The organism is Micromonospora sp. DSM 43699 (genome assembly GCF_055517075.1).
The window spans coordinates 49,139-70,177 of sequence record NZ_JBTMMT010000022.1 but is presented as its reverse complement, the minus strand read 5'-3'; the positions used below and the strand labels follow the sequence as shown (position 1 = coordinate 70,177).

The 21,039-nt window shown below is 73.8% G+C and carries 2 protein-coding genes; both read left to right on the top strand.

Translation table 11 applies throughout. The features are described from left to right. Window positions 1-4 precede the first annotated feature (4 nt). Window positions 5-4,768 (top strand): type I polyketide synthase, encoded by a 4,764-nt coding sequence (locus AC0AIB_RS13955; RefSeq protein WP_465096796.1) that lies wholly within the window; start codon window positions 5-7, stop codon window positions 4,766-4,768. A gap of 59 nt (window positions 4,769-4,827) precedes the next feature. After that, window positions 4,828-21,033, top strand: coding sequence for an SDR family NAD(P)-dependent oxidoreductase (locus tag AC0AIB_RS13950; protein WP_465096794.1), 16,206 nt, complete (start codon window positions 4,828-4,830; stop codon window positions 21,031-21,033). Window positions 21,034-21,039 lie beyond the last annotated feature (6 nt).

The following is a 21,039-nucleotide window of genomic DNA, read 5'->3' as shown; positions in this document are numbered from 1 at the left end:
GTTCCTGATGTCCAACGAACAGAAGCTTCGTGACTACCTGCGCCGGGTCACCGCCGACCTGCACGAGACCAGCGAGCGGCTCCGCGACGTCGAGGAGCGCGCCGCCGAGCCGATCGCCATCGTCGGCATGGGCTGCCGTTACCCCGGCGGGGTGGACTCGCCCGAGGCCCTGTGGGACCTCGTGGCGGCCGGCACCGACGCGATCTCCGGCATGCCCACCGACCGGGGCTGGGACCTCGACCGGCTCTACGACCCGGATCCGGACCACCCCGGCACCAGCTACACCCGCGCCGGCGGCTTCCTCTACGACGCCGCCGACTTCGACCCGACGTTCTTCAACATCTCGCCCCGCGAGGCCGCCGAGATGGACCCGCAGCAGCGGCTGTTCCTCGAGACGTCCTGGGAGGCGCTGGAGCGGGCCGGCATCGACCCGCTGTCGCTCAAGGGCAGCCCCACCGCAGTGTTCACCGGCGTCGTCTACCACGACTACCCGAACAGCTGGGGTGCCGGCAGCATCGTCTCCGGCCGGCTGTCGTACACCCTCGGGATGGAGGGTCCGGCGGTCACCGTCGACACCGGCTGCTCGTCGTCGCTCGTCGCCCTGCACTGGGCCTGCCAGTCGCTGCGCTCCGGGGAGTCGTCGCTCGCCGTCGCCGGTGGGGTGACAGTGATCGGCACCCCCGGCGCGTTCGTCGAGTTCTCCCAGCAGCGGGCACTCTCCTTCGACGGCCGGTGCAAGTCGTTCGCCGCCGCCGCCGACGGCACCGGCTGGGCCGAAGGCGCCGGCTCGCTGGTGCTGGAACGGCTCTCCGACGCCCGCCGCAACGGGCATCAGGTGCTCGCCGTCATCCGTGGCTCCGCGATCAACCAGGACGGCGCGTCCAACGGCCTCACCGCCCCCAACGGCCCGTCCCAGCGCCGGGTCATCCGGGCGGCGCTGGCCAACGCCCGGCTCGCCGGCCAGGAGATCGACGCGGTCGAGGCGCACGGCACCGGTACCCGGCTCGGCGACCCGATCGAGGCGCAGGCGCTGTTCGCCACGTACGGGCGGGACCGCCCCGCCGACCGGCCGCTCTGGCTCGGCTCGCTGAAGTCCAACATCGGCCACTCCCAGGCCGCCGCCGGTGTCGGCGGGGTGATCAAGATGGTGCAGGCGATGCGGCACGGGATGCTGCCCCGTACCCTGCACGTCGACGAACCCAGCGGCGAGATCGACTGGTCGCCCGGCACGGTGCGGCTGCTCACCGAGCCGGTGGAATGGCCGCAAACCGGCCGTGCCCGCCGCTGCGCGGTCTCCTCGTTCGGCATCAGCGGCACCAACGCGCACGTGGTGCTGGAGGAGATGCCGCCGGCCGACGAGGAGGAGCAGCCGGCCACCCCGGCGGTGCTGCCGTGGGTGCTCTCCGGGCACACCGACCGGGCACTGCGGGCCCAGGCCGAGCGGCTGCTGTCCCACCTGGACGCCGCGCCGGCCGATCCCGCCGCGGTCGGCCGTACGCTCGCCGGCCGGGCCCGGCTCGGCCACCGGGCGGTGGTGCTCGGCGGTGACCCGGCGCAGTTGCGGGCCGCGCTCGCCTCGGTCGTCGACGGCCAGCCGTCCCCGACCTCGGTCACCGGCACGGCGGACGCCACCGGCCGGGTCGTCTTCGTCTTCCCCGGTCAGGGTGCCCAGTGGGTCGGCATGGCCGCCGCCCTGCTGGACTCCTCGCCGGTGTTCGCCGCGCAGATGCGTCACTGCGCCACCGAACTGCGCGCCTACGTCGACTGGGACCTGCTCGACGTGGTACGCGGCGTGCCCGGGGCACCCTCGCTGGAGTGGGTGGACGTGGTCCAGCCCGCGCTCTGGGCGATGATGGTCTCCCTCGCCGCCACCTGGCGGGCGTACGGCGTCGAACCCGACGCCGTGGTCGGTCACTCGCAGGGTGAGATCGCCGCCGCCTGCGTGGCCGGAGGACTGTCCCTCGCCGACGGGGCGCGGGTGGTCACCCTGCGCAGCCGGGCCATCGGCGAGAAGCTGGCCGGTCGGGGCGGCATGGTCTCCGTCGGGCTGCCCGCCGACCGGGCGGAGGAACGGATCGCCCGGTGGGCGGGCGACATCTCCCTCGCCGTGGTCAACGGCACCGGCTCGGTGGTGGTCTCCGGCACCCCGGAGGCGCTGCGCGAACTCGTCGCCACGCTCACCGAGGAGGGGGTCCGGGTCAAGCAGGTGGCGGTCGACTACGCCTCGCACTCCGCGCAGGTGGAGGCGCTGGAGCACCGGCTGCTCGAGGACCTGGCCCCGATCAACCCGCGTACCGGGACGATCCGGATGCTCTCCACGGTCACCGGCGACTGGGTGGACACCGCCACCCTGGACGCCCGCTACTGGTACGACAACCTCCGCAACACGGTCCGGTTCGACCCGGCGATCCGCTCTCTCGCCGGGCAGGGCTGGACCGGGTTCGTGGAGGTCAGCCCGCACCCGGTGCTCGGCATGGGCATGCAGGAGACGCTGGAGTCGGCGGACCGCCCCACGGTGGTCACCGGCACCCTGCGCCGTGACGACGGCGGCCTGGACCGGCTGCTGACCTCCCTGGCCGAGCTGCACGTCCGGGGCGTCGAGGTGGACTGGTCCGCCGCCCTGCCCGGCACCCGCCGGGCGGACCTGCCCACCTACGCCTTCCAGCACCAGCGCTACTGGATCGAGCCGGCCGCCGCCGCCCCGGGCGGCGGCGGCACCGACGCCGGGTTCTGGGACGCCGTGGAACGCGCCGACGTCGACCTGCTCGCCGACGGCCTCGGCGTCGACACCGCACTGGTGGGCGAGGTGCTGCCCGGCCTGACGTCGTGGCGGTCCCGGCAACGGGACGTGGCCACCGTGGACGGTTGGCGGTACCGGGTGGTGTGGCGGCCTACCGAGCTGCCCACCGGCGGGCAGCTCACCGGCGTGTGGTGGGTGGTCGCCCCGGCGGCACTGGACGGCGACGACCGGCTGCGTACCGTCGTCGACGGACTGGCTGCCCGGGGCGCCGAGGTGGTCACCGTCACCGGCACCGACCACGCCGGCCGGGAGGCCCCCGCCGGGGTGCTCTCCCTGCTCGCCCTGGACGACGACCCCGACCCGCTCGGCGTCGGCCTGTCCGCCGGGATCGCCGCCACCGTGTCGCTGGTGCAGGCCCTGGCTGCGGCCGACTTCACCGGTCGGCTCTGGTGCGTCACCGCCGGAGGGGTCGGGGTGGACCGGTTCGAGCCGGTCGCGGACCCCGCCCAGGGTGCGCTGTGGGGGCTGGGCACCGTGCTCTCCCTCGACTACCCCGGCTGGTGGGGTGGCCTGGTCGACCTGCCCGCCGAGTGGACGCCGGAGACCGTCGACCGGTTGGCCGACGTGCTGACCGGCGGCGGCGAGGACCAGGTGGCGCTGCGACCGGCCGGCCCGCTGGCCCGCCGGATGGTCCGGCACCCGGTGACCGGGGCGCCCGAGCGGCGCTGGCGGCCCGCCGGCACCGTGCTGGTCACCGGTGGCACCGGCGGGGTCGGCGGACACGTGACCGAATGGCTGGTCGCGCAGGGCGCGCAGCGGGTGGTGTTGGCCAGCCGGCGTGGTCCGGCGGCTCCCGGTGCGGCCGAGCTGGTGGCCCGGCTTCCGGGGGTCGAGGTGGTGGCGTGTGACGTGGCGGATCGGGAGGCGGTCGCTGCGCTCCTGGCCGACCTCGGTGACGGGCTGACCGCCGTGTTCCACGCCGCCGGGGTGCTGCACCCCGAGGTGCCGTTGGGCCAGACCGGCCTCGACGACTTCGCCGAGGTGTGCCGGGCGAAGGTGCTCGGTGCGGTGCATCTGGACGAGTTGACGGCGGACCGGTCGTTGGACGCGTTCGTGGTGTTCTCGTCCGGGGCGGCGGTGTGGGGCAGTGCCGGGCAGGCGGGGTACGCCACGGCGAACGCGTACCTGGACGCGTTGGCGCACCGGCGGCGTAGCCGGGGCGCGGTCGCCACCTCGGTCGCCTGGGGCAGCTGGGGCGGCGGCGGTGGGATGGCAGGCGGTGAGGTCGGCGTGCACCTCGACCGGCTCGGCGTCGGCGTGATGGACCCCCGCCTCGCCGTCGACGCGCTCGGGCAGGCCCTCGACCACGACGAGAGTCACCTCGTCGTGGCCGACGTCGACTGGACCCGGTTCACCCCGATCTACACCCTGTCCCGGCCCCGGCCGCTGCTTGCCGAGCTGCCCGACGCCGCACCCGAGACCGCCGAGGCCACCGACCCGGCGTCGTCCTCGGCGCTTGTCGACCGGCTGGGCACGCTGTCCGCGGCCGAGCAGCGCGACCTGCTGCTGGAGACGGTCCGCACCAACGTGGCCGCCGTCCTCGGCTACGGCGACACCGAAGAGGTCGAGCCGCAGCGGGCGTTCAAGGAACTCGGGATGGACTCGGTGACCGCCGTGGAGCTGCGCAACCGGCTCAGCGCCGCCACCGGCGTACGGCTCTCCGCAACCCTGGTCTTCGACCACCCCAACCCGACCGCCCTGGCCGACCAACTCCGCGCCGAGCTCGGCTACACCGGTGACACCGCCGGTGGCCTGCTCGCCGAGCTGGACCGGCTGGAGGTGACAGTGGCCGGACTGACGCCGGAGGAGATCGAACGCCACAGGGTCACCGTCCGGCTCCAGTCACTGCTGGCGAAGCTCAACGAGACCCTCAGCACCACCGCGGGCACCACCCTGGTCGACCGGCTGGAAACGGCGTCCGCCGACGACGTGTTCGACCTGATCGACAAGGAACTCGGGATGACCTGAGTCGCCACCGCGCTCCCGGCGCAACGTGTCCCGCTGGCAACGAGTTTGGTGAGGTTCGGATGGCGAACGAAGTAAAGCTCCTCGAGTACCTGAAGCGGGTCACCGCCGACCTGCACCGCACCCGGGAACGGCTGCGTGAGGTCGAGTCGCAGGAGCAGGATCCGATCGCGATCGTCGGCATGGCCTGCCGTTACCCGGGCGGGGTCAACTCGCCCGAGGACCTGTGGCGGGTGGTCGCCGAGGGCGTCGACACCATCGGCGACTTCCCCACCGACCGGGGCTGGGACACCGCCGCCCTGTACGACGCCGACCCGGACGCCGCCGGCAGCAGCTACGTCCAGCAGGGTGGTTTCGTCCACGACGCCGACGAGTTCGACGCCGAGTTCTTCGGCATCTCGCCCCGCGAGGCGTTGGCCATGGACCCGCAGCAGCGGCTGGTGCTGGAGGCCAGCTGGGAGGCGTGCGAGCGGGCCGGCATCGACCCCGACTCGCTGCGCGGTGGCCCGGTCGGCGTCTTCGTCGGCTGTGGCGGCCAGGACTACTGGGACCGGCTCACCGTGTTGCCCGAACCGGTCGAGGCGTACATGAGCACCGGTAGTTCCGGGGCGGTCATCTCCGGGCGGGTCGCGTACAGCCTGGGGTTGGAGGGGCCGGCCGTCACGGTCAACACGGCCTGCTCGTCGTCGCTCGTCGCGTTGCACCTGGCCGCGCACGCGCTGCGGCAACGCGAGTGCGGCCTGGCGCTGGCCGGCGGTGTCACCGTGATGTCGACGCCCGGCTCGTTCGTCGCGTTCAGCCGCCAGCGGGGGCTGGCCTCCGACGGCCGCTGCAAGCCGTTCTCCGACGACGCCGACGGCACCGGCTGGGGCGAGGGCGTCGGCATGCTGCTGCTGGAGCGGCTCTCCGACGCCCAGCGCAACGGCCACCGGGTGCTCGCCGTCATCAGGGGTTCCGCGATCAACCAGGACGGCGCGTCCAACGGGCTGACCGCCCCCAACGGGGTGGCCCAGCAGCGGGTCATCCTCCAGGCGCTCGCCAACGCCGGGCTCACCTCCACCGAGGTCGACCTGATCGAGGCACACGGCACCGGCACCACCCTCGGTGACCCGATCGAGGCGGAGGCGCTGATCGCCACGTACGGGCACGACCGGCCGGCGGACCGGCCGCTCTGGCTCGGCTCGGTCAAGTCCAACATCGGCCACGCCCAGGCCGCCGCCGCCGTCAGCGGCGTGATCAAGATGGTGATGGCGCTGCGGCACGGCGTGCTGCCCAAGAGCCTGCACGTGGGCGAACCCTCCACCCACGTGGACTGGTCCGCCGGCACCGTGCAACTGCTGACCGAGGCGCGGCAGTGGCCCGACCACGGCCAGCCGCGCCGGGGCGGGGTGTCGTCGTTCGGGGTGAGCGGCACCAACGGGCACGTGATCCTGGAGCAGGCCCCACCGGTCGAGGCCGTCGAGCCGGTCGAGACCGCCGAGCCGCCGGTGGTGCTCTGGCCGCTGTCGGGCCGGTCGGCGGCGGCGCTGGCCGGGCAGGCGGACCGGTTGCGGGAGTTCCTGACCGACGAACGTCCGGTGGACGTCGGGTACTCGCTGGGCACCACCCGGGCCGCTTCGGCGTACCGGGGTGTGGTGCTCGGCGACGACGCGGCCGGGCTGGAGAACCTGGCCGCCGGTGGTGGCCTGTCCGGTCGGGTGGTCGCTGGTCGGACGGCGGTGTTGTTCACCGGTCAGGGTGCGCAGCGGGTGGGGATGGGTCGTGAGCTGGCGGGTGCGTTCCCGGTGTTCGCGTCGGCGTTGGATGAGGTGTGTGGGGCGTTCGGGCCTTTGTTGGGTGGTGATCTGCGGGAGGTGATGTTCGCCGATCAGGGTGGTGTGCTCGACCAGACCGGATGGACGCAGCCGGCGTTGTTCGCGGTTGAGGTGGCGTTGTTCCGGTTGGCCGAGTCGTGGGGTTTGAGGCCGGATTTCGTGGCGGGTCATTCGATTGGTGAGTTGGCTGCGGCGTATGTGGCGGGGGTGTGGTCCCTCGATGATGCGTGTCGGGTGGTGGCGGCGCGGGGCAGGTTGATGCAGGCGCTGCCGGCGGGTGGGGCGATGTTGGCGATCGCGGCTCCGTTGGCGGAGTTGGATCTTGGTGGCGTCGATGTGGCGGCGGTGAACGGCCCCCGGGCGGTGGTGGTGTCGGGCACCGAGGAGCGGATTGCCGTGTTGGAGGCGTCGCTTGGGGTGAAGACGCGTCGGTTGCGGGTGTCGCACGCGTTCCATTCGCATCTGATGGATCCGATGCTGGCTGAGTACGGGCGGGTGTTGGACGGGGTGACCGCGAACCCGGCGACGGTCCCGTTGGTGTCGACCGTGACCGGTGAGCTGGCTGGGGACGACGAGTTGGGTTCGGCTGCCTATTGGCGGGGTCAGGTGCGGGGGACGGTGCGGTTCGCGGATGCGGTCGCCGCGTTGGCTGCTCGTGGGGTGACCCGGTTCGTGGAGATCGGGCCGGACAGTGTGCTCACCGCCATGGTGGGCGAGTGTGTCGAGGATGCGGTGGCGGTTCCGTTGCAGCGGCGTCCGAGGGGCCGGGGGGAGGCCGGCGGTACCGCTGGGGTGCAGGGGCAGGACGAGGGACAGGTGGAGGCGTATGCCACCGGGATGGCCCAGGCGTGGGTCAGTGGGATCGACCTGGACTGGGCGGCGGTCAACCCGGGAGGCCGGCAGATCGACCTGCCCACCTACGCCTTCCAACACCAACGGTACTGGCTGGATGCGCCCGCCGACCCCGGCGACGCCACCGCCATGGGTCTGGACTCCGCCGACCACCCGCTGCTCGGTGCGGCGGTCACCCTCGCCAACGCCGACGGTGCCGTCCTCACCGGCCGGCTCTCCCTCGACCGGCACCCCTGGCTCGCCGACCACGCCGTCGACGGCGCGGTGGTCTTCCCCGGCACCGGCTACGTCGACCTGGCCCTGCACGCCGGCGCGCAGGTAGGTGCCGAGACCATCGACGAACTGACCATCGAAGCCCCGCTGGTGCTGCCCGAACGCGGCGCCGTCCAGCTCCAGGTCGTCGTCGGCCCCGCCGACACCGGCCAGGCCCGCACCCTCGGTGTGTACGCCCGCAGCGCCGACACCGACGCCCCGTGGACCCGGCACGCCAGCGGGGTGCTCGCCACCGGTACCCGTACCACCGGAACCGCCCTCGTCGAGTGGCCGCCCGCCGGTGCGGAACCGGTGCCCACCGACGACCTCTATCCCCACCTGGCCTCCGGCGGCCTGGTCTACGGCCCGGCGTTCCGGGCCCTGCGCCGGGTCTGGCGACGCGGCGACGAGTTCTACGCCGAGGTGAGCCTGCCGGAGGAGGTGGACGCCGACGGGTTCGGCCTGCACCCCGCCGTGCTCGACGCAGGCCTGCACGCCCTCGGCCTCGCCGACACCGACGCCTTCCGGGGGCTGCCGTTCGCCTGGTCCGGCCTCACCCTGCACGCCACCGGCGCGACCGGTGTACGGGTCCGGCTCACCCCGGCCGGCTCCGGGGTCCGGGTGGCGGTCGCCGACGCGGTCGGTGCCCCGGTCGCCACGGTCGACTCGCTGGTGCTGCGCCCCGTCCAGGTGGGCCGCCCCGGTGGGGTCGCCGACGCGCTGTTCGACCTGACCTGGCAGGAGATCGGCACCCCCACTCCGGCCACCCCGACCTGGGCCTACCACCCGGCCACCCTGCCGGCCGGCACCGAGCCTGCGTTCGCCGGGTCGGACCCGGCGGCGCTGGTCACCGGGCCGACCGACACCGAACTGTTGGTGCTGACCGCCGGGGCCGACGGGGACGTCGCCGGCCCGGAGGCGGTGCACGACGAGGTGAACCGGGTTCTCGGCCTGGTGCAGCAGTGGCTGACCGGCCCGGACACCCACCGACTGGTGGTGCTCACCCGACGCGCCGTCGGCGACGACGCGACCGACCTGACCGGAGCGGCCGTGTGGGGCCTGCTCCGCTCGGCGCAGGCCGAGAACCCGGACCGGCTGCTGCTGCTCGACACCGACCCGGATGCGGACGTGGCCGCCTCGCTCGCTGTCGCCCTGGCGAGCGGCGAACCGCAGGTGCGGGTCCGGGCCGGCGTGGTCTCGGTGCCCCGACTCACCCGCCAGGCCGTCGCCGCGTCCACCCCTGACGCTCCGCTGTTCGGTACGGGCACCGTGCTGCTCACCGGCGCGACAGGTGCCCTCGGTGCGGCGGTGGCCCGGCACCTGGTGGCGACCCACGGGGTGTCCCGGCTGCTGCTGGTGTCCCGCCGGGGCCCCGCCGCCGCTGGTGCCGGCGACCTCGTCGCGGAGCTGACCGGGGCCGGTGCCCAGGTCGAGCTGGTCGCCGCCGACGTGGCCGACCGGGCCCAGGTCACCGCCCTGGTCGACGGCCGTCCCGACCTGTCGGCGGTGGTGCACACGGCGGGGGTGCTCGACGACGGCGTGGTGTCGACGCTGTCCGCCGCGCGGCTCTCCGCGGTGCTACGCCCGAAGGTCGACGCGGGATGGCTGCTCGACGAGCTGACCCGGGACCGGGAGCTGTCGGCGTTCGTGCTCTTCTCGTCGCTGTCCGGTGTGCTGGGCGCACCTGGTCAGGGCAACTACGCGGCGGCGAACGCCTTCCTGGACGCCCTGGCGGTGACCCGTCGCGCGGCGGGACTGCCGGCCGTGTCGTTGGCCTGGGGGTTGTGGGGCACCGGTTCGGCGATGACCGACCGGCTCGGTGAGGCCGACCGGGAGCGGATGTCCCGGGGTGGGGTGCTGCCGTTGACGACCGGGGACGGGTTGGCGCTGCTCGACGCCGCCGTCGGCAACCCGTACCCGACCGCGGTGCCGGCCCGGCTCGACCTGGCGGCCCTGCGTACCCTCGGCGGGGACCTGCCGTTGCCGTTCCACGGCCTGGTCCGTCCGGCCCGGCGGACGGCCGCCCGCGCGGCCGGGGCCGGTGCCACCGGTTGGGCGGCGGAGCTCGCCGCACTGCCCGCCGAGGAACGCGAGCGCGCCGCGACCGCCCTGGTCCTCCGCCAGGTGGCGGCGGTGCTCGGGCACGCGTCCGCCGAGCGGATCGACGCCGGCCGGGCGTTCCAGGAGCTGGGGTTCGACTCGCTCACCGCCGTCGAGCTGCGCAACGAGCTCACCGCAAGCACCGGGCTACGGCTGCCCGCCACCCTGATCTTCGACTACCCGTCACCGCGCGACCTGGCCCGGCACCTGCTCGACGAGATCGCCGGCCCGGACGGCGTCGACACCGCGCGGCCGGTCACCACGACCGCCGTCGCCGACGATCCGGTGGCGATCGTGGGGATGGCCTGCCGTTACCCCGGTGGGGTCTCCTCGCCTGAGGATCTGTGGCGGCTGGTGGCCGAGGGCGGCGACGCCGTCGACGACTTCCCCACCGATCGGGGTTGGGATCTGGCCCGGCTCTACGACCCGACCGGCACCCGCCCCGAGACCACGTACGTGGCGAAGGGCGGGTTCCTCACCGACGCCGCCCAGTTCGACCCGCTCTTTTTCGGTATCTCCCCCCGCGAAGCGGTGATCATGGACCCGCAGCAGCGGTTGCTGCTTGAGGTCTCCTGGGAGGCGTTCGAGCGGGCCGGCATCGACCCGGGCACCCTGCGCGGCTCGTCCACAGGTGTGTTCGCCGGGGTGATGTACCACGACTACGTCTCCGGGCGCAGCTCCGGCAGCATCGTCACCGGCCGGGTGGCGTACACGTTCGGGCTGGAGGGACCGGCGGTGTCGGTCGACACCGCGTGTTCGTCGTCGTTGGTGGCGATGCATCTGGCGGGTCAGGCGTTGCGGTCGGGTGAGTGTGATCTGGCGTTGGCGGGTGGGGTGACGGTGATGGCGTCGCCGGAGACGTTTGTGGAGTTCTCGCGGCAGCGGGGTCTGGCGCGGGATGGTCGGTGTAAGCCGTTCGCGGCGTCGGCTGATGGGACGGGGTGGTCCGAGGGTGTTGGTGTGTTGGTGTTGGAGCGGTTGTCCGATGCGGTGCGGAATGGGCATCGGGTTCTGGGTGTGGTGCGGGGTTCGGCGGTGAATCAGGATGGTGCGTCGAATGGGTTGACGGCGCCGAACGGGCCGGCGCAGCAGCGGGTGATCCGGCAGGCGTTGGTCAATGCGGGGGTGTCGGCGGTCGAGGTGGATGTGGTGGAGGCGCATGGTACGGGTACGACGTTGGGTGATCCGATCGAGGCGCAGGCGATTCTGGCGACGTATGGTCGGGGTCGGGATCGGCCGTTGTGGTTGGGTTCGGTGAAGTCGAATCTTGGTCATACGCAGGCTGCTGCGGGTGTGGCGGGTGTGATCAAGATGGTGATGGCGATGCGGCATGGTGTGGTGCCGAGGACGTTGCATGTGGATGCGCCGAGTCCGCATGTGGACTGGTCGGCTGGTGCGGTCGAGCTCGCGACGGAGGCGGCGGAGTGGGCGGTGGTCGGTCGTCCCCGGCGGGCGGCGGTGTCGTCGTTCGGCATCAGCGGCACCAACGCCCACCTGATCCTGGAGCAGGCCCCCGCCGCCGCACCGACGACCGGCTCCGCCGCCGCACCGACGACCGGCTCCGCCGCCACACCGACGACCGGCTCCGCCGCCACGACCGTCACCGGCCTCGCTACCGGGCCGGTGTCGCTCTGGCCGGTCTCCGGCCGGTCCGCCAGCGGCCTCGCCGCGCAGGCCGCCCGCCTCGCCGACTTTCTCGCCGACGCCGACCTGCGCCCCGCCGACGTGGCGCTGACCCTCGGCACCGGCCGGGCCGCCCTGGAACACCGGGGGGTGGCCGTCGGCGACGGCGTCGCCGGTCTCCGCGCGCTCGCCGCCGGTCAGGGTGTGCACGGCCACCTGACCACCGGTCGGACGGCGGTGTTGTTCACCGGTCAGGGTGCGCAGCGGGTGGGGATGGGTCGTGAGCTGGCGGCTGCGTTCCCGGTGTTCGCCGCCGCGTTGGACGAGGTGTGCGGCACGTTCACGCCGATGCTCGGTGGTGATCTGCGGGAGGTGATGTTCGCCGATCCGGATGGTGTGTTGGATCGGACGGGGTGGACGCAGCCGGCGTTGTTCGCGGTCGAGGTGGCGTTGTTCCGGCTCGCCGAGTCGTGGGGTTTGAGGCCGGATTTCGTCGCCGGGCATTCGATCGGCGAGTTGGCCGCCGCGTACGTCGCCGGGGTGTGGTCCCTGACGGACGCGTGTCGCATTGTCGCGGCGCGGGGTGGGTTGATGCAGGCGCTGCCTGCTGGTGGGGCGATGTTGGCGATCGCGGCTCCGTTGGCGGAGTTGGATCTCGGTGGCGTCGACGTGGCGGCGGTGAACGGCCCCCGGGCGGTGGTGGTGTCGGGCACCGAGGAGCAGATTGCCGTGTTGGAGGCGTCGCTTGAGGTGAAGACGCGTCGGTTGCGGGTGTCGCACGCGTTCCATTCGCATCTGATGGATCCGATGCTGGCTGAGTATGGGCGGGTGTTGGAGGGGGTGACCGCGAACCCGGCGACGGTCCCGTTGGTGTCGACCGTGACCGGTGAGCTGGCTGGGGACGACGAGTTGGGTTCGGCTGCCTATTGGCGGGGTCAGGTGCGGGGGACGGTGCGGTTCGCGGATGCGGTCGCCGTACTCAAGGCACGTGGGGTGACCCGGTTCGTCGAGATCGGGCCGGACAGCGTGCTCACCGCCATGGTCGCCGAAAGCGCCGGCGACGCGGTGACCATCCCGTTGCAACGTCGGGACCGCGACCAGGTGACCGCGTACGCCACCGGGATGGCCCAGGCGTGGACCACCGGCCTCGACCTCGACTGGGCGGCCATCCACCCCGCCGCCCGGCAGGTCGACCTGCCCACCTACGCCTTCCGACGCCAGCACTACTGGCTCTACGACCCGGCCCTGGTCGGCGCCGGACTGCTCGCCGCCACCCACCCGTTGCTCGACGCCGCCGTACCGCTCGCCAACACCGACGGAGTCGTCTTCACCGGTCGCTGGTCGCTGCACACCCACCCGTGGCTTGCCGACCACGCCGTCGGTGGCACCGTCGTGTTCCCCGGCACCGGCCTGGTCGACCTCGCCATCCACGCCGGTGACCAGGTCGGCACCGGTCTGCTCGACGAGCTGACCCTGCACGCGCCGCTCGTCGTCCCCGACGGCAGCATCGAGGTGCAGGTCGCCGTGGAGCCACCCGACCCGACCGGACGGCGTGCCGTCCAGGTGCACTCCCGGGAGCGGGACGACGCCCCGTGGACCCGGCACGCCACCGGTGTCCTGGTCGCCGGTGACACCACCGGCGTCGCCCTCACCGAGTGGCCCCCCGCCGACGCCGAACCCCTGCCGCTGGCCGGTCTCCACGACGACCTCGCCGCCGGCGGACTCGACTACGGCCCCACCTTCCAGGGCCTGCGCCGCGCCTGGCGTGCCGGTGCCGAACTCTTCGCCGAGGTCGACCTCCCCGACGGTACGGAGCACGACGGCTACGGCCTGCACCCGGCCCTCTTCGACGCCGGCCTGCACGTCCTCACCCGTGCCGAGGGCGACACCCCCCGGGGCCTGCCGTTCGCCTGGTCCGGGGTGACGCTGCACGCCACCGGCGCGACAAGCCTCCGGGTCCGGCTCACCCCCGCCGGCACCGGCGTGCGGATCGCGGTCGCCGACGCGCAGGGCGCACCCGTCGCCACCGTGCGGTCGCTGGTGCTCCGCCCGGTGCAGGTCACCGCCGCCACCGGCGTCGCCGACGCGCTCTTCGGCCTCGACTGGCAGCCCGTCGCCGTCACCCCGGCCGCGACCGCCCCCACCTGGGCCTGGCACCCCGACACCACCCCGCCCGGCGATGCCTCCACCACCGCTGCCGGCACCGGTGACCCCCTCGCCGGCAGCTCCCACGAGCTGGTGGTGCTGCGCGCCGGCGGGACCGACGACGTGCACGCCGAGGTGAACCGGGTGTTGGAGATCGCCAAGCGTTGGCTGGCCGGGGACGGCACCGCCACGCTCGTCGTGCTCACCCGGTACGCCGCCGGTGACGACGTGACCGACCTGGCCGGCGCGGCGGTCTGGGGTCTGCTGCGCTCCGCCCAGGCGGAGAACCCCGACCGGATCCTCCTCGTCGACGCCGACACCGACCGGCTCGACGACGTCCTCCCGCTGGCCCTGGCCACCGGTGACCCGCAGGTGCTGGTCCGCGACGGCGTCGTCCGGATCCCCCGGATCGTCCGGCGGGCGCTGCCCGCGACGCCGGCGGACACCCCGCTCTTCGGCACCGGCACGGTGCTTGTCACCGGCGCGACCGGCGCGCTCGGCGCGGCGGTGGCCCGGCACCTGGTGACGGCGCACGGGGTGCCCCGGCTGCTGCTGCTGTCGCGCAGCGGTACGGCGGCAGCCGGCGCCGACGACCTCGTCGCCGAGCTGACCGGGGCCGGTGCCCGGGTCGACCTGATCGCCTGCGACGTGGCCGACCGCGACCAGGTGACCGCCGCCCTGGCCGACGTGCCGGACCTGTCGGCGGTGGTGCACACCGCCGGCGTGCTCGACGACGGGGTGGTCTCGTCGTTGACACCGGCCCGGGTGTCGGGGGTGCTGCGCCCCAAGGTGGACGCGGCGATGCTGCTGGACGAGCTGACCCGGGACCGGGAGCTGTCGGCGTTCGTGCTCTTCTCGTCGCTGTCCGGTGTGCTGGGCGCACCTGGTCAGGGCAACTACGCGGCGGCGAACGCCTTCCTGGACGCCCTGGCGGTGACCCGTCGCGCGGCGGGACTGCCGGCCGTGTCGTTGGCCTGGGGGTTGTGGGGCACCGGTTCGGCGATGACCGACCGGCTCGGTGAGGCCGACCGGGAGCGGATGTCCCGGGGTGGGGTGCTGCCGTTGACGACCGGGGACGGGTTGGCGCTGCTCGACGCCGCCGTCGCCGGTGGACCGGCCACCCTCGTCCCGGCCCGGCTCGACGTACCGGCCCTGCGTACCCTGGGCGACCGGTTGGCTCCGGTGCTGCGTGGGCTGACCGGGCCGACCCGGCGTACCGCTGCCGCCGCCACCGCCGTGGACCGGCCGGACAGTGACTGGCTGGCCGGGCTGCCGGAGAACGAGCGGGTCGGGGCGGTCCGGCACCTGGTGCACACCCACGTCGCCGCCGTGCTCGGCCTCGCCGGTCCGGAGGCCGTGGAGGCGGACCGGACGTTCCAGAGCCTCGGCTTCGACTCGCTCACCGCCGTCGAGCTGCGCAACGCGCTCTCCACGGCCGTCGACCTGCGGCTGCCCGCCACCCTGATCTTCGACTACCCGACCCCGACCGCACTCACCGAGCTGCTGCACCGGGAGCTGACCGGCGCTCTCGACGTACCGCAGGAGCGGCGGACCGCCAGCACGGCGGTCGGTGACGACATGGTGGCGATCGTCGGGATGGCCTGCCGATACCCCGGCGGGGTCTCCTCGCCGGAGGACCTGTGGCGGCTCGTCGCCGAGGGCGGCGACGCGATCGACGGCTTCCCGACCGACCGGGGTTGGGATCTGGCCCGGCTCTACGACCCGACCGGCACCCGCCCCGACACCAGCTATGCCGACCAGGGCGGGTTCCTGCCCGGCGCGGCCGGCTTCGACCCGGCCTTCTTCGGCATCTCGCCCCGTGAGGCCGTCCTGATGGACCCGCAGCAGCGGCAGTTGCTTGAGGTCTCCTGGGAGGCGTTCGAGCGGGCCGGCATCGACCCCGCCTCGGTACGCGGCTCCGCCACCGGTGTCTTCGCCGGCCTGATGTACCACGACTACGTGACCGGGCACAGTGCCGGCAGCGTCGTCTCCGGCCGGATCGCCTACACCCTCGGCCTCGAAGGCCCCGCCGTGACCGTGGACACCGCGTGTTCGTCGTCGTTGGTGGCGATGCATCTGGCGGGTCAGGCGTTGCGGTCGGGTGAGTGTGATCTGGCGTTGGCCGGTGGGGTGACGGTGATGGCGACACCGGAGACGTTCGTGGAGTTCTCCCGGCAGCGGGGTTTGGCGCGGGACGGCCGGTGCAAGCCGTTCGCGGCGGGCGCCGACGGCACGGGCTGGTCCGAGGGCGTGGGTGTGCTGGTGCTCGAACGCCTCTCCGACGCACGCCGCCACGGGCACACGATCCTGGGCCTCGTCCGGGGCTCGGCGGTCAACCAGGACGGTGCGTCGAACGGCCTGACCGCACCGAACGGGCCGGCGCAGCAGCGGGTGATCCGGCAGGCCCTCGCCAACGCCCGGGTGTCGACCGCCGAGGTCGACGTGGTGGAGGCGCACGGTACGGGTACGACGTTGGGTGATCCGATCGAGGCGCAGGCGATTCTGGCGACGTACGGTCGGGAGCGGGAGCGGCCGTTGTGGTTGGGGTCGGTGAAGTCGAATCTTGGTCATACGCAGGCTGCTGCGGGTGTGGCGGGTGTGATCAAGATGGTGATGGCGATGCGGCACGGGGTAGTGCCGCGCACTCTGCATGTGGATGCGCCGAGCCCGCACGTCGACTGGTCCGCCGGTGACGTGCAGCTCGCCACCGAGGCCGTCGACTGGCCGGTCAACGGTCACCCCCGTCGGGCGGCGGTGTCGTCGTTCGGCATCAGCGGCACCAACGCCCACGTCATCGTCGAGGAGTACCCGCAACCGGAAGCCGCGCCCGAGCCGACGCCCGAGCCGGCAGTGGTGCTCTGGCCGCTGGCCGGCCGGTCCGCCGATGGCCTCACCGCCCAGGCTGCCCGGCTGCGGGACTTCCTTACCGACGAACGACCAGTCGACATCGGGCGCTCCCTCGCCGCCGGCCGGGCCGCCCTGGACCACCGGGGTGTGGTCGTCGGTGGCACCGCCCCCGACCTCGCCCCCGGCCTGGAGGCGCTGGCCGTCGGGGCCGGCCTGTCGGGTCGGGTGACCACCGGTCGGACGGCGGTGTTGTTCACCGGTCAGGGTGCGCAGCGGGTCGGCATGGGTCGTGAGCTGGCGGACGCCTTCCCGGTGTTCGCCGCCGCGTTGGACGAGGTGTGTGCGGCGTTCGCTCCCTTGTTGGGTGGTGATCTGCGGGAGGTGATGTTCGCCGATCCGGGTGGTGTGTTGGATCGGACGGGGTGGACGCAGCCGGCGTTGTTCGCGGTCGAGGTGGCCCTGTTCCGTCTGGCCCAGTCGTGGGGGTTGAAGCCGGATTTCGTGGCGGGTCATTCGATTGGTGAGTTGGCTGCGGCGTACGTGGCGGGGGTGTGGTCGCTGGAGGACGCGTGTCGGGTGGTGGCGGCGCGGGGTGGGTTGATGCAGGCGTTGCCGGCGGGTGGGGCGATGCTCGCCATCGCCGCGCCTCTCGACGAGTTGGATCTCGGTGACGTGGACGTGGCGGCGGTGAACGGTCCCCGGGCGGTGGTGGTGTCGGGCACCGAGGAGCAGATCGCCACGCTCGAAGCGTCGCTTGAGGTGAAGACGCGTCGGTTGCGGGTGTCGCACGCGTTCCATTCGCACCTGATGGATCCGATGCTGGCCGACTACGGGCGGGTGTTGGAGACGGTCACCGCCGATTCGGCCGCCATCGGGCTGATCTCCACCGCGACCGGTGAGCCGGCCACCGACGAACAGCTCGGTTCGGCCGCCTACTGGCAGGGTCAGGTCCGGGGCACGGTCCGGTTCGCCGACGCGGTCGCCGCGCTGGCCGCGCGGGGGGTGACCCGGTTCGTGGAGATCGGGCCGGACAGTGTGCTCACGGCGATGGTGGTCGACTGCGTCGACGACGCGGTGGCCATCCCGTTGCAGCGCCGGGACCGTGGGCAGGTGGCGGCGTACGCCACCGGGATGGCCCAGGCGTGGGTCAGCGGGATCGAGCTGGACTGGGCGGCGGTCAACCCGGGAGGCCGGCAGGTCGACCTGCCCACCTACGCCTTCCAGCACCAGCACTACTGGATGCAGGACATCGGGGCGGACCGGGACGTCACCGCCGCCGGTCTGCTCGACGCCGAACACCCGCTGTTGTCGGCTGTCACCACCCTGCCCGACACCGACGGGCTGATCGCCACCGGGCTGCTGTCCCGGCGTACCCACCCGTGGCTGGCCGAGCACGCGTTGGGCGACACGATCGTGCTGCCCGGCACCGGGCTTGTGGAACTCGCCGTGCGGGCCGGGGACCAGGTGGGCTGCGGCCGGCTGGCCGAACTCACCCTCCAGGCCCCGCTGGTCGTCCCGGCCGACGACGGCGTGCAGGTGCAGGTGGCCGTCGGTGCGCCCGACGACGAGGGCGGCCGGCCGGTCACCGTCTACTCCCGGCACCGGGACGCGCCGTGGACCCGGCACGCCACCGGGCTGCTCACCCCCGCCCGGACCAGCCCGCCGGCCGACCCGACGACCGCCTGGCCGCCGCCCGCCGCGACCCCTGTCGACTTCGACGGCCTGTACGAGCGGATGGCCGACGCGGGCCTGGTCTACGGCCCGGTCTTCCAGGGCCTGCGGGCCGCCTGGCGACACGGCGACGAGGTGTACGCCGAGATCGCGCTCCCCGGTGACGTGCTCGACGCCGACCGGTTCCACCTGCACCCGGCCCTGTTCGACGCGGCCCTGCACGCCATCGGGCTCACCCGGGGCGAGGGGACGACCGCCGTCCCGTTCACCTGGACCGGGGTGACCGTCCACGCCACCGGCGCGAGCGCCCTGCGGGTCACCGTCACCCCGGCCGGACCCGACCAGGTCGCCCTCACCCTCGCCGACCAGACCGGCGCGCCCGTCGCCCGGGTCGACTCGCTGGTGCTGCGGGAGATCGACGCGGGCCAGCTCGCCGCTGCCCGCGCCGGTCGACAGGAGCACCTCTACCGGGTCGACTGGACCCCGGTTCCGCTGCCCGCCACCCCGGCCACCGGCCGCTGGGCGCTTGTCGGCATGGACGAGTTCAAGGTGGCCGCCGCGCTGGACACCGTCGGTCTGCTCGCCGAGACCCACCCCGACCTGTCCACTCTCACCACCGCCCTGGACGCGGGCGGGGCCGTACCGGACGTGGTGCTGGTCGCCAGCGTGCAACCCGACTCGCGGGACCTCGCCGCCGGTGCCCGGCACACCACCGGGCAGCTCCTCACCCTGCTCCAGGGCTGGCTCGCCGACGACCGGTTGGCGTCGTCCCGGCTGCTGGTGCTCACCCACGGCGCGCAGGGCACCCCGGTCACCGAACCGGCCGCCGCGGCGGCCTGGGGTCTCGTCCGGTCCGCCCAGTCGGAGAACCCGGGCCGGATCGTCCTGGTCGACCTCGACGACCACGACGAGTCCGCGCAGACCCTCCCGGCGGTGCTGGCCGGCGGTGAACCGCAACTCGTCGTCCGCGAGGGCGTCGCCCACGCCGCCCGGCTGACGCCCGCCGCCGCCCCCGACGGCATCCCCGGCAGTGTCTTCACCGCCGAGGGCACCGTGCTGCTCACCGGGGCCGGCGGCACCCTTGGCCGGCTCGTCGCCCGACACCTGGTCGACGCGTACGGGGTGCGGCACCTGCTGCTGGCCAGCCGGCGCGGCCCCGACGCGGACGGGATGGCCGAGCTGTGCGCGGACCTCACCGCCCGTGGGGCGGAGGTCACCGTGGCCGCCTGCGACCTGGCCGACCGGGACGCGGTCGGCGCGCTGCTCGCAGGGGTGCCCGCCGACCACCCGCTGACCGCTGTGGTGCACGCCGCCGGGGTGCTCGACGACGGGGTCATCCCGTCGCTGACCCGGGACCGCCTCGACGCGGTGCTGCGCCCCAAGGTCGACGCCGCCACCCACCTGCACGAGCTGACCCGGGACGCGGGGCTCACCGCGTTCGTGCTGTTCTCCTCGGCGGCCGGGGTGCTCGGCGGGCCGGGGCAGGGCAACTACGCGGCGGCGAACGCCTTCCTCGACGCGCTGGCCGAGGCCCGGCGGGCGGCCGGGCTGCCCGCCCAGTCCCTGGCCTGGGGGCCGTGGGCCGGCGGTGGGATGGCCGACGACCTCGGCGGCACCGACCGGGCCCGGATGTCCCGGGGCGGGGTGCTGCCGATGTCCGCCGAGGAGGGGCTGGCCCTGCTGGACGCGGCGTTGGCCCGTACCGAGGCGGTGCTGGTCCCGGTCAAGGCCGACCTGCGCACCTCGGCGGAGGGCGAGGTGCCGCCGATCCTGCGCACCCTGGTCCCCCCGGTACGGCGGGCCGCGTCCTCAGGTACTGGCCGACCCGACCCAGCGGCGCTGCGGCGTACCCTCGGCGGGCTCGACGCCGACGGCCAGCAGGCGCTGCTGCGCGACCTGGTCCGGGCGTGCGCCGCGACGGTGCTCGGCCACGGCGGCCCGGACGACCTCGACCCGGCGCTGCGCTTCGTCGAGCTGGGCTTCGACTCGCTCACCGCGATGGAGCTGCGCAACGCCCTCAACGAGGCCACCGGGCTGCGACTGGCCACCGGGGTGGTCTTCGACCACGGCAGCGTCGACGAACTCGCCGCGCTGCTGCGGACCGAACTGGCCGCCCCACCGGCGCAGGACGGCGTCAGCACGGCCGACGCCGCCGACACGATGAGCGCGCTGTTCGGCGCCGCCGTCCGGGGCGGTCGGGTGCCGCAGGGCCTGGCGTTGCTCCACGCGGTGGCGGACATCCGGCCCAGCTTCGACGGGCCGGCCGACCTGCCGGAGATCCCCGCGCCCCGCCGGCTCGCCCGTGGCGACCAGGGGCCGGCGATCGCCTGTTTCCCCTCCCCGATGGCCCTCGGCGGAGACCAGCAGTACGCCCGGTTCACCGCCGAGTTCGGCGGCACCCGGGACGTGTGGACCCTGCCGGTGCCCGGTTTCGGCCGGGACGACAGCCTGCCCGCCTCGGCCGACGCGGCGGTACGGGTCTTCGCCGAGATGGTCCGCCCGATCGCCGAGCAGGGCCCGTACGTCATCGTCGGTTACTCCTCAGGTGGGCTGTTCGCCCACGCCACCGCCGGTGAGCTGGCGCGGCAGGGGTACGGCCCGACCGGGGTGGTGCTGCTGGACACCTACCTCACCACCGGCAGCACCACGGCGACGTTCTTCACCCACATGCTCGAATCGTTGCTGGACAAGGAGGCCACCTTCGGCGAGTTCAGCAGCGCCCGGCTGTCGGCGATGGGCCGCTACATCCGGTTGCTGGAGAGCTGCCCGGTCGAGGCGATCGACCCGCCGGTGCTCTTCGTCCGGCCGCAGGAGTCGATCGTGCCCGGTGCCGACGACGACGGGTGGCGGGCCACCTGGGAGACCCCGCACACGCTCCGGGAGGTGCCCGGCGACCACTTCACCATGATGGAGGGTCAGGCCGGCACGACCGCCGACGTGGTGCGGGACTGGATCGCACAGTGACGACAG

What these genes read in the sequence shown, in the direction of transcription:
- AC0AIB_RS13950 (WP_465096794.1), top strand. Translation starts at nt 4,828, where the DNA reads ATGGCGAACGAAGTAAAGCTCCTCGAGTACCTGAAGCGGGTCACCGCC.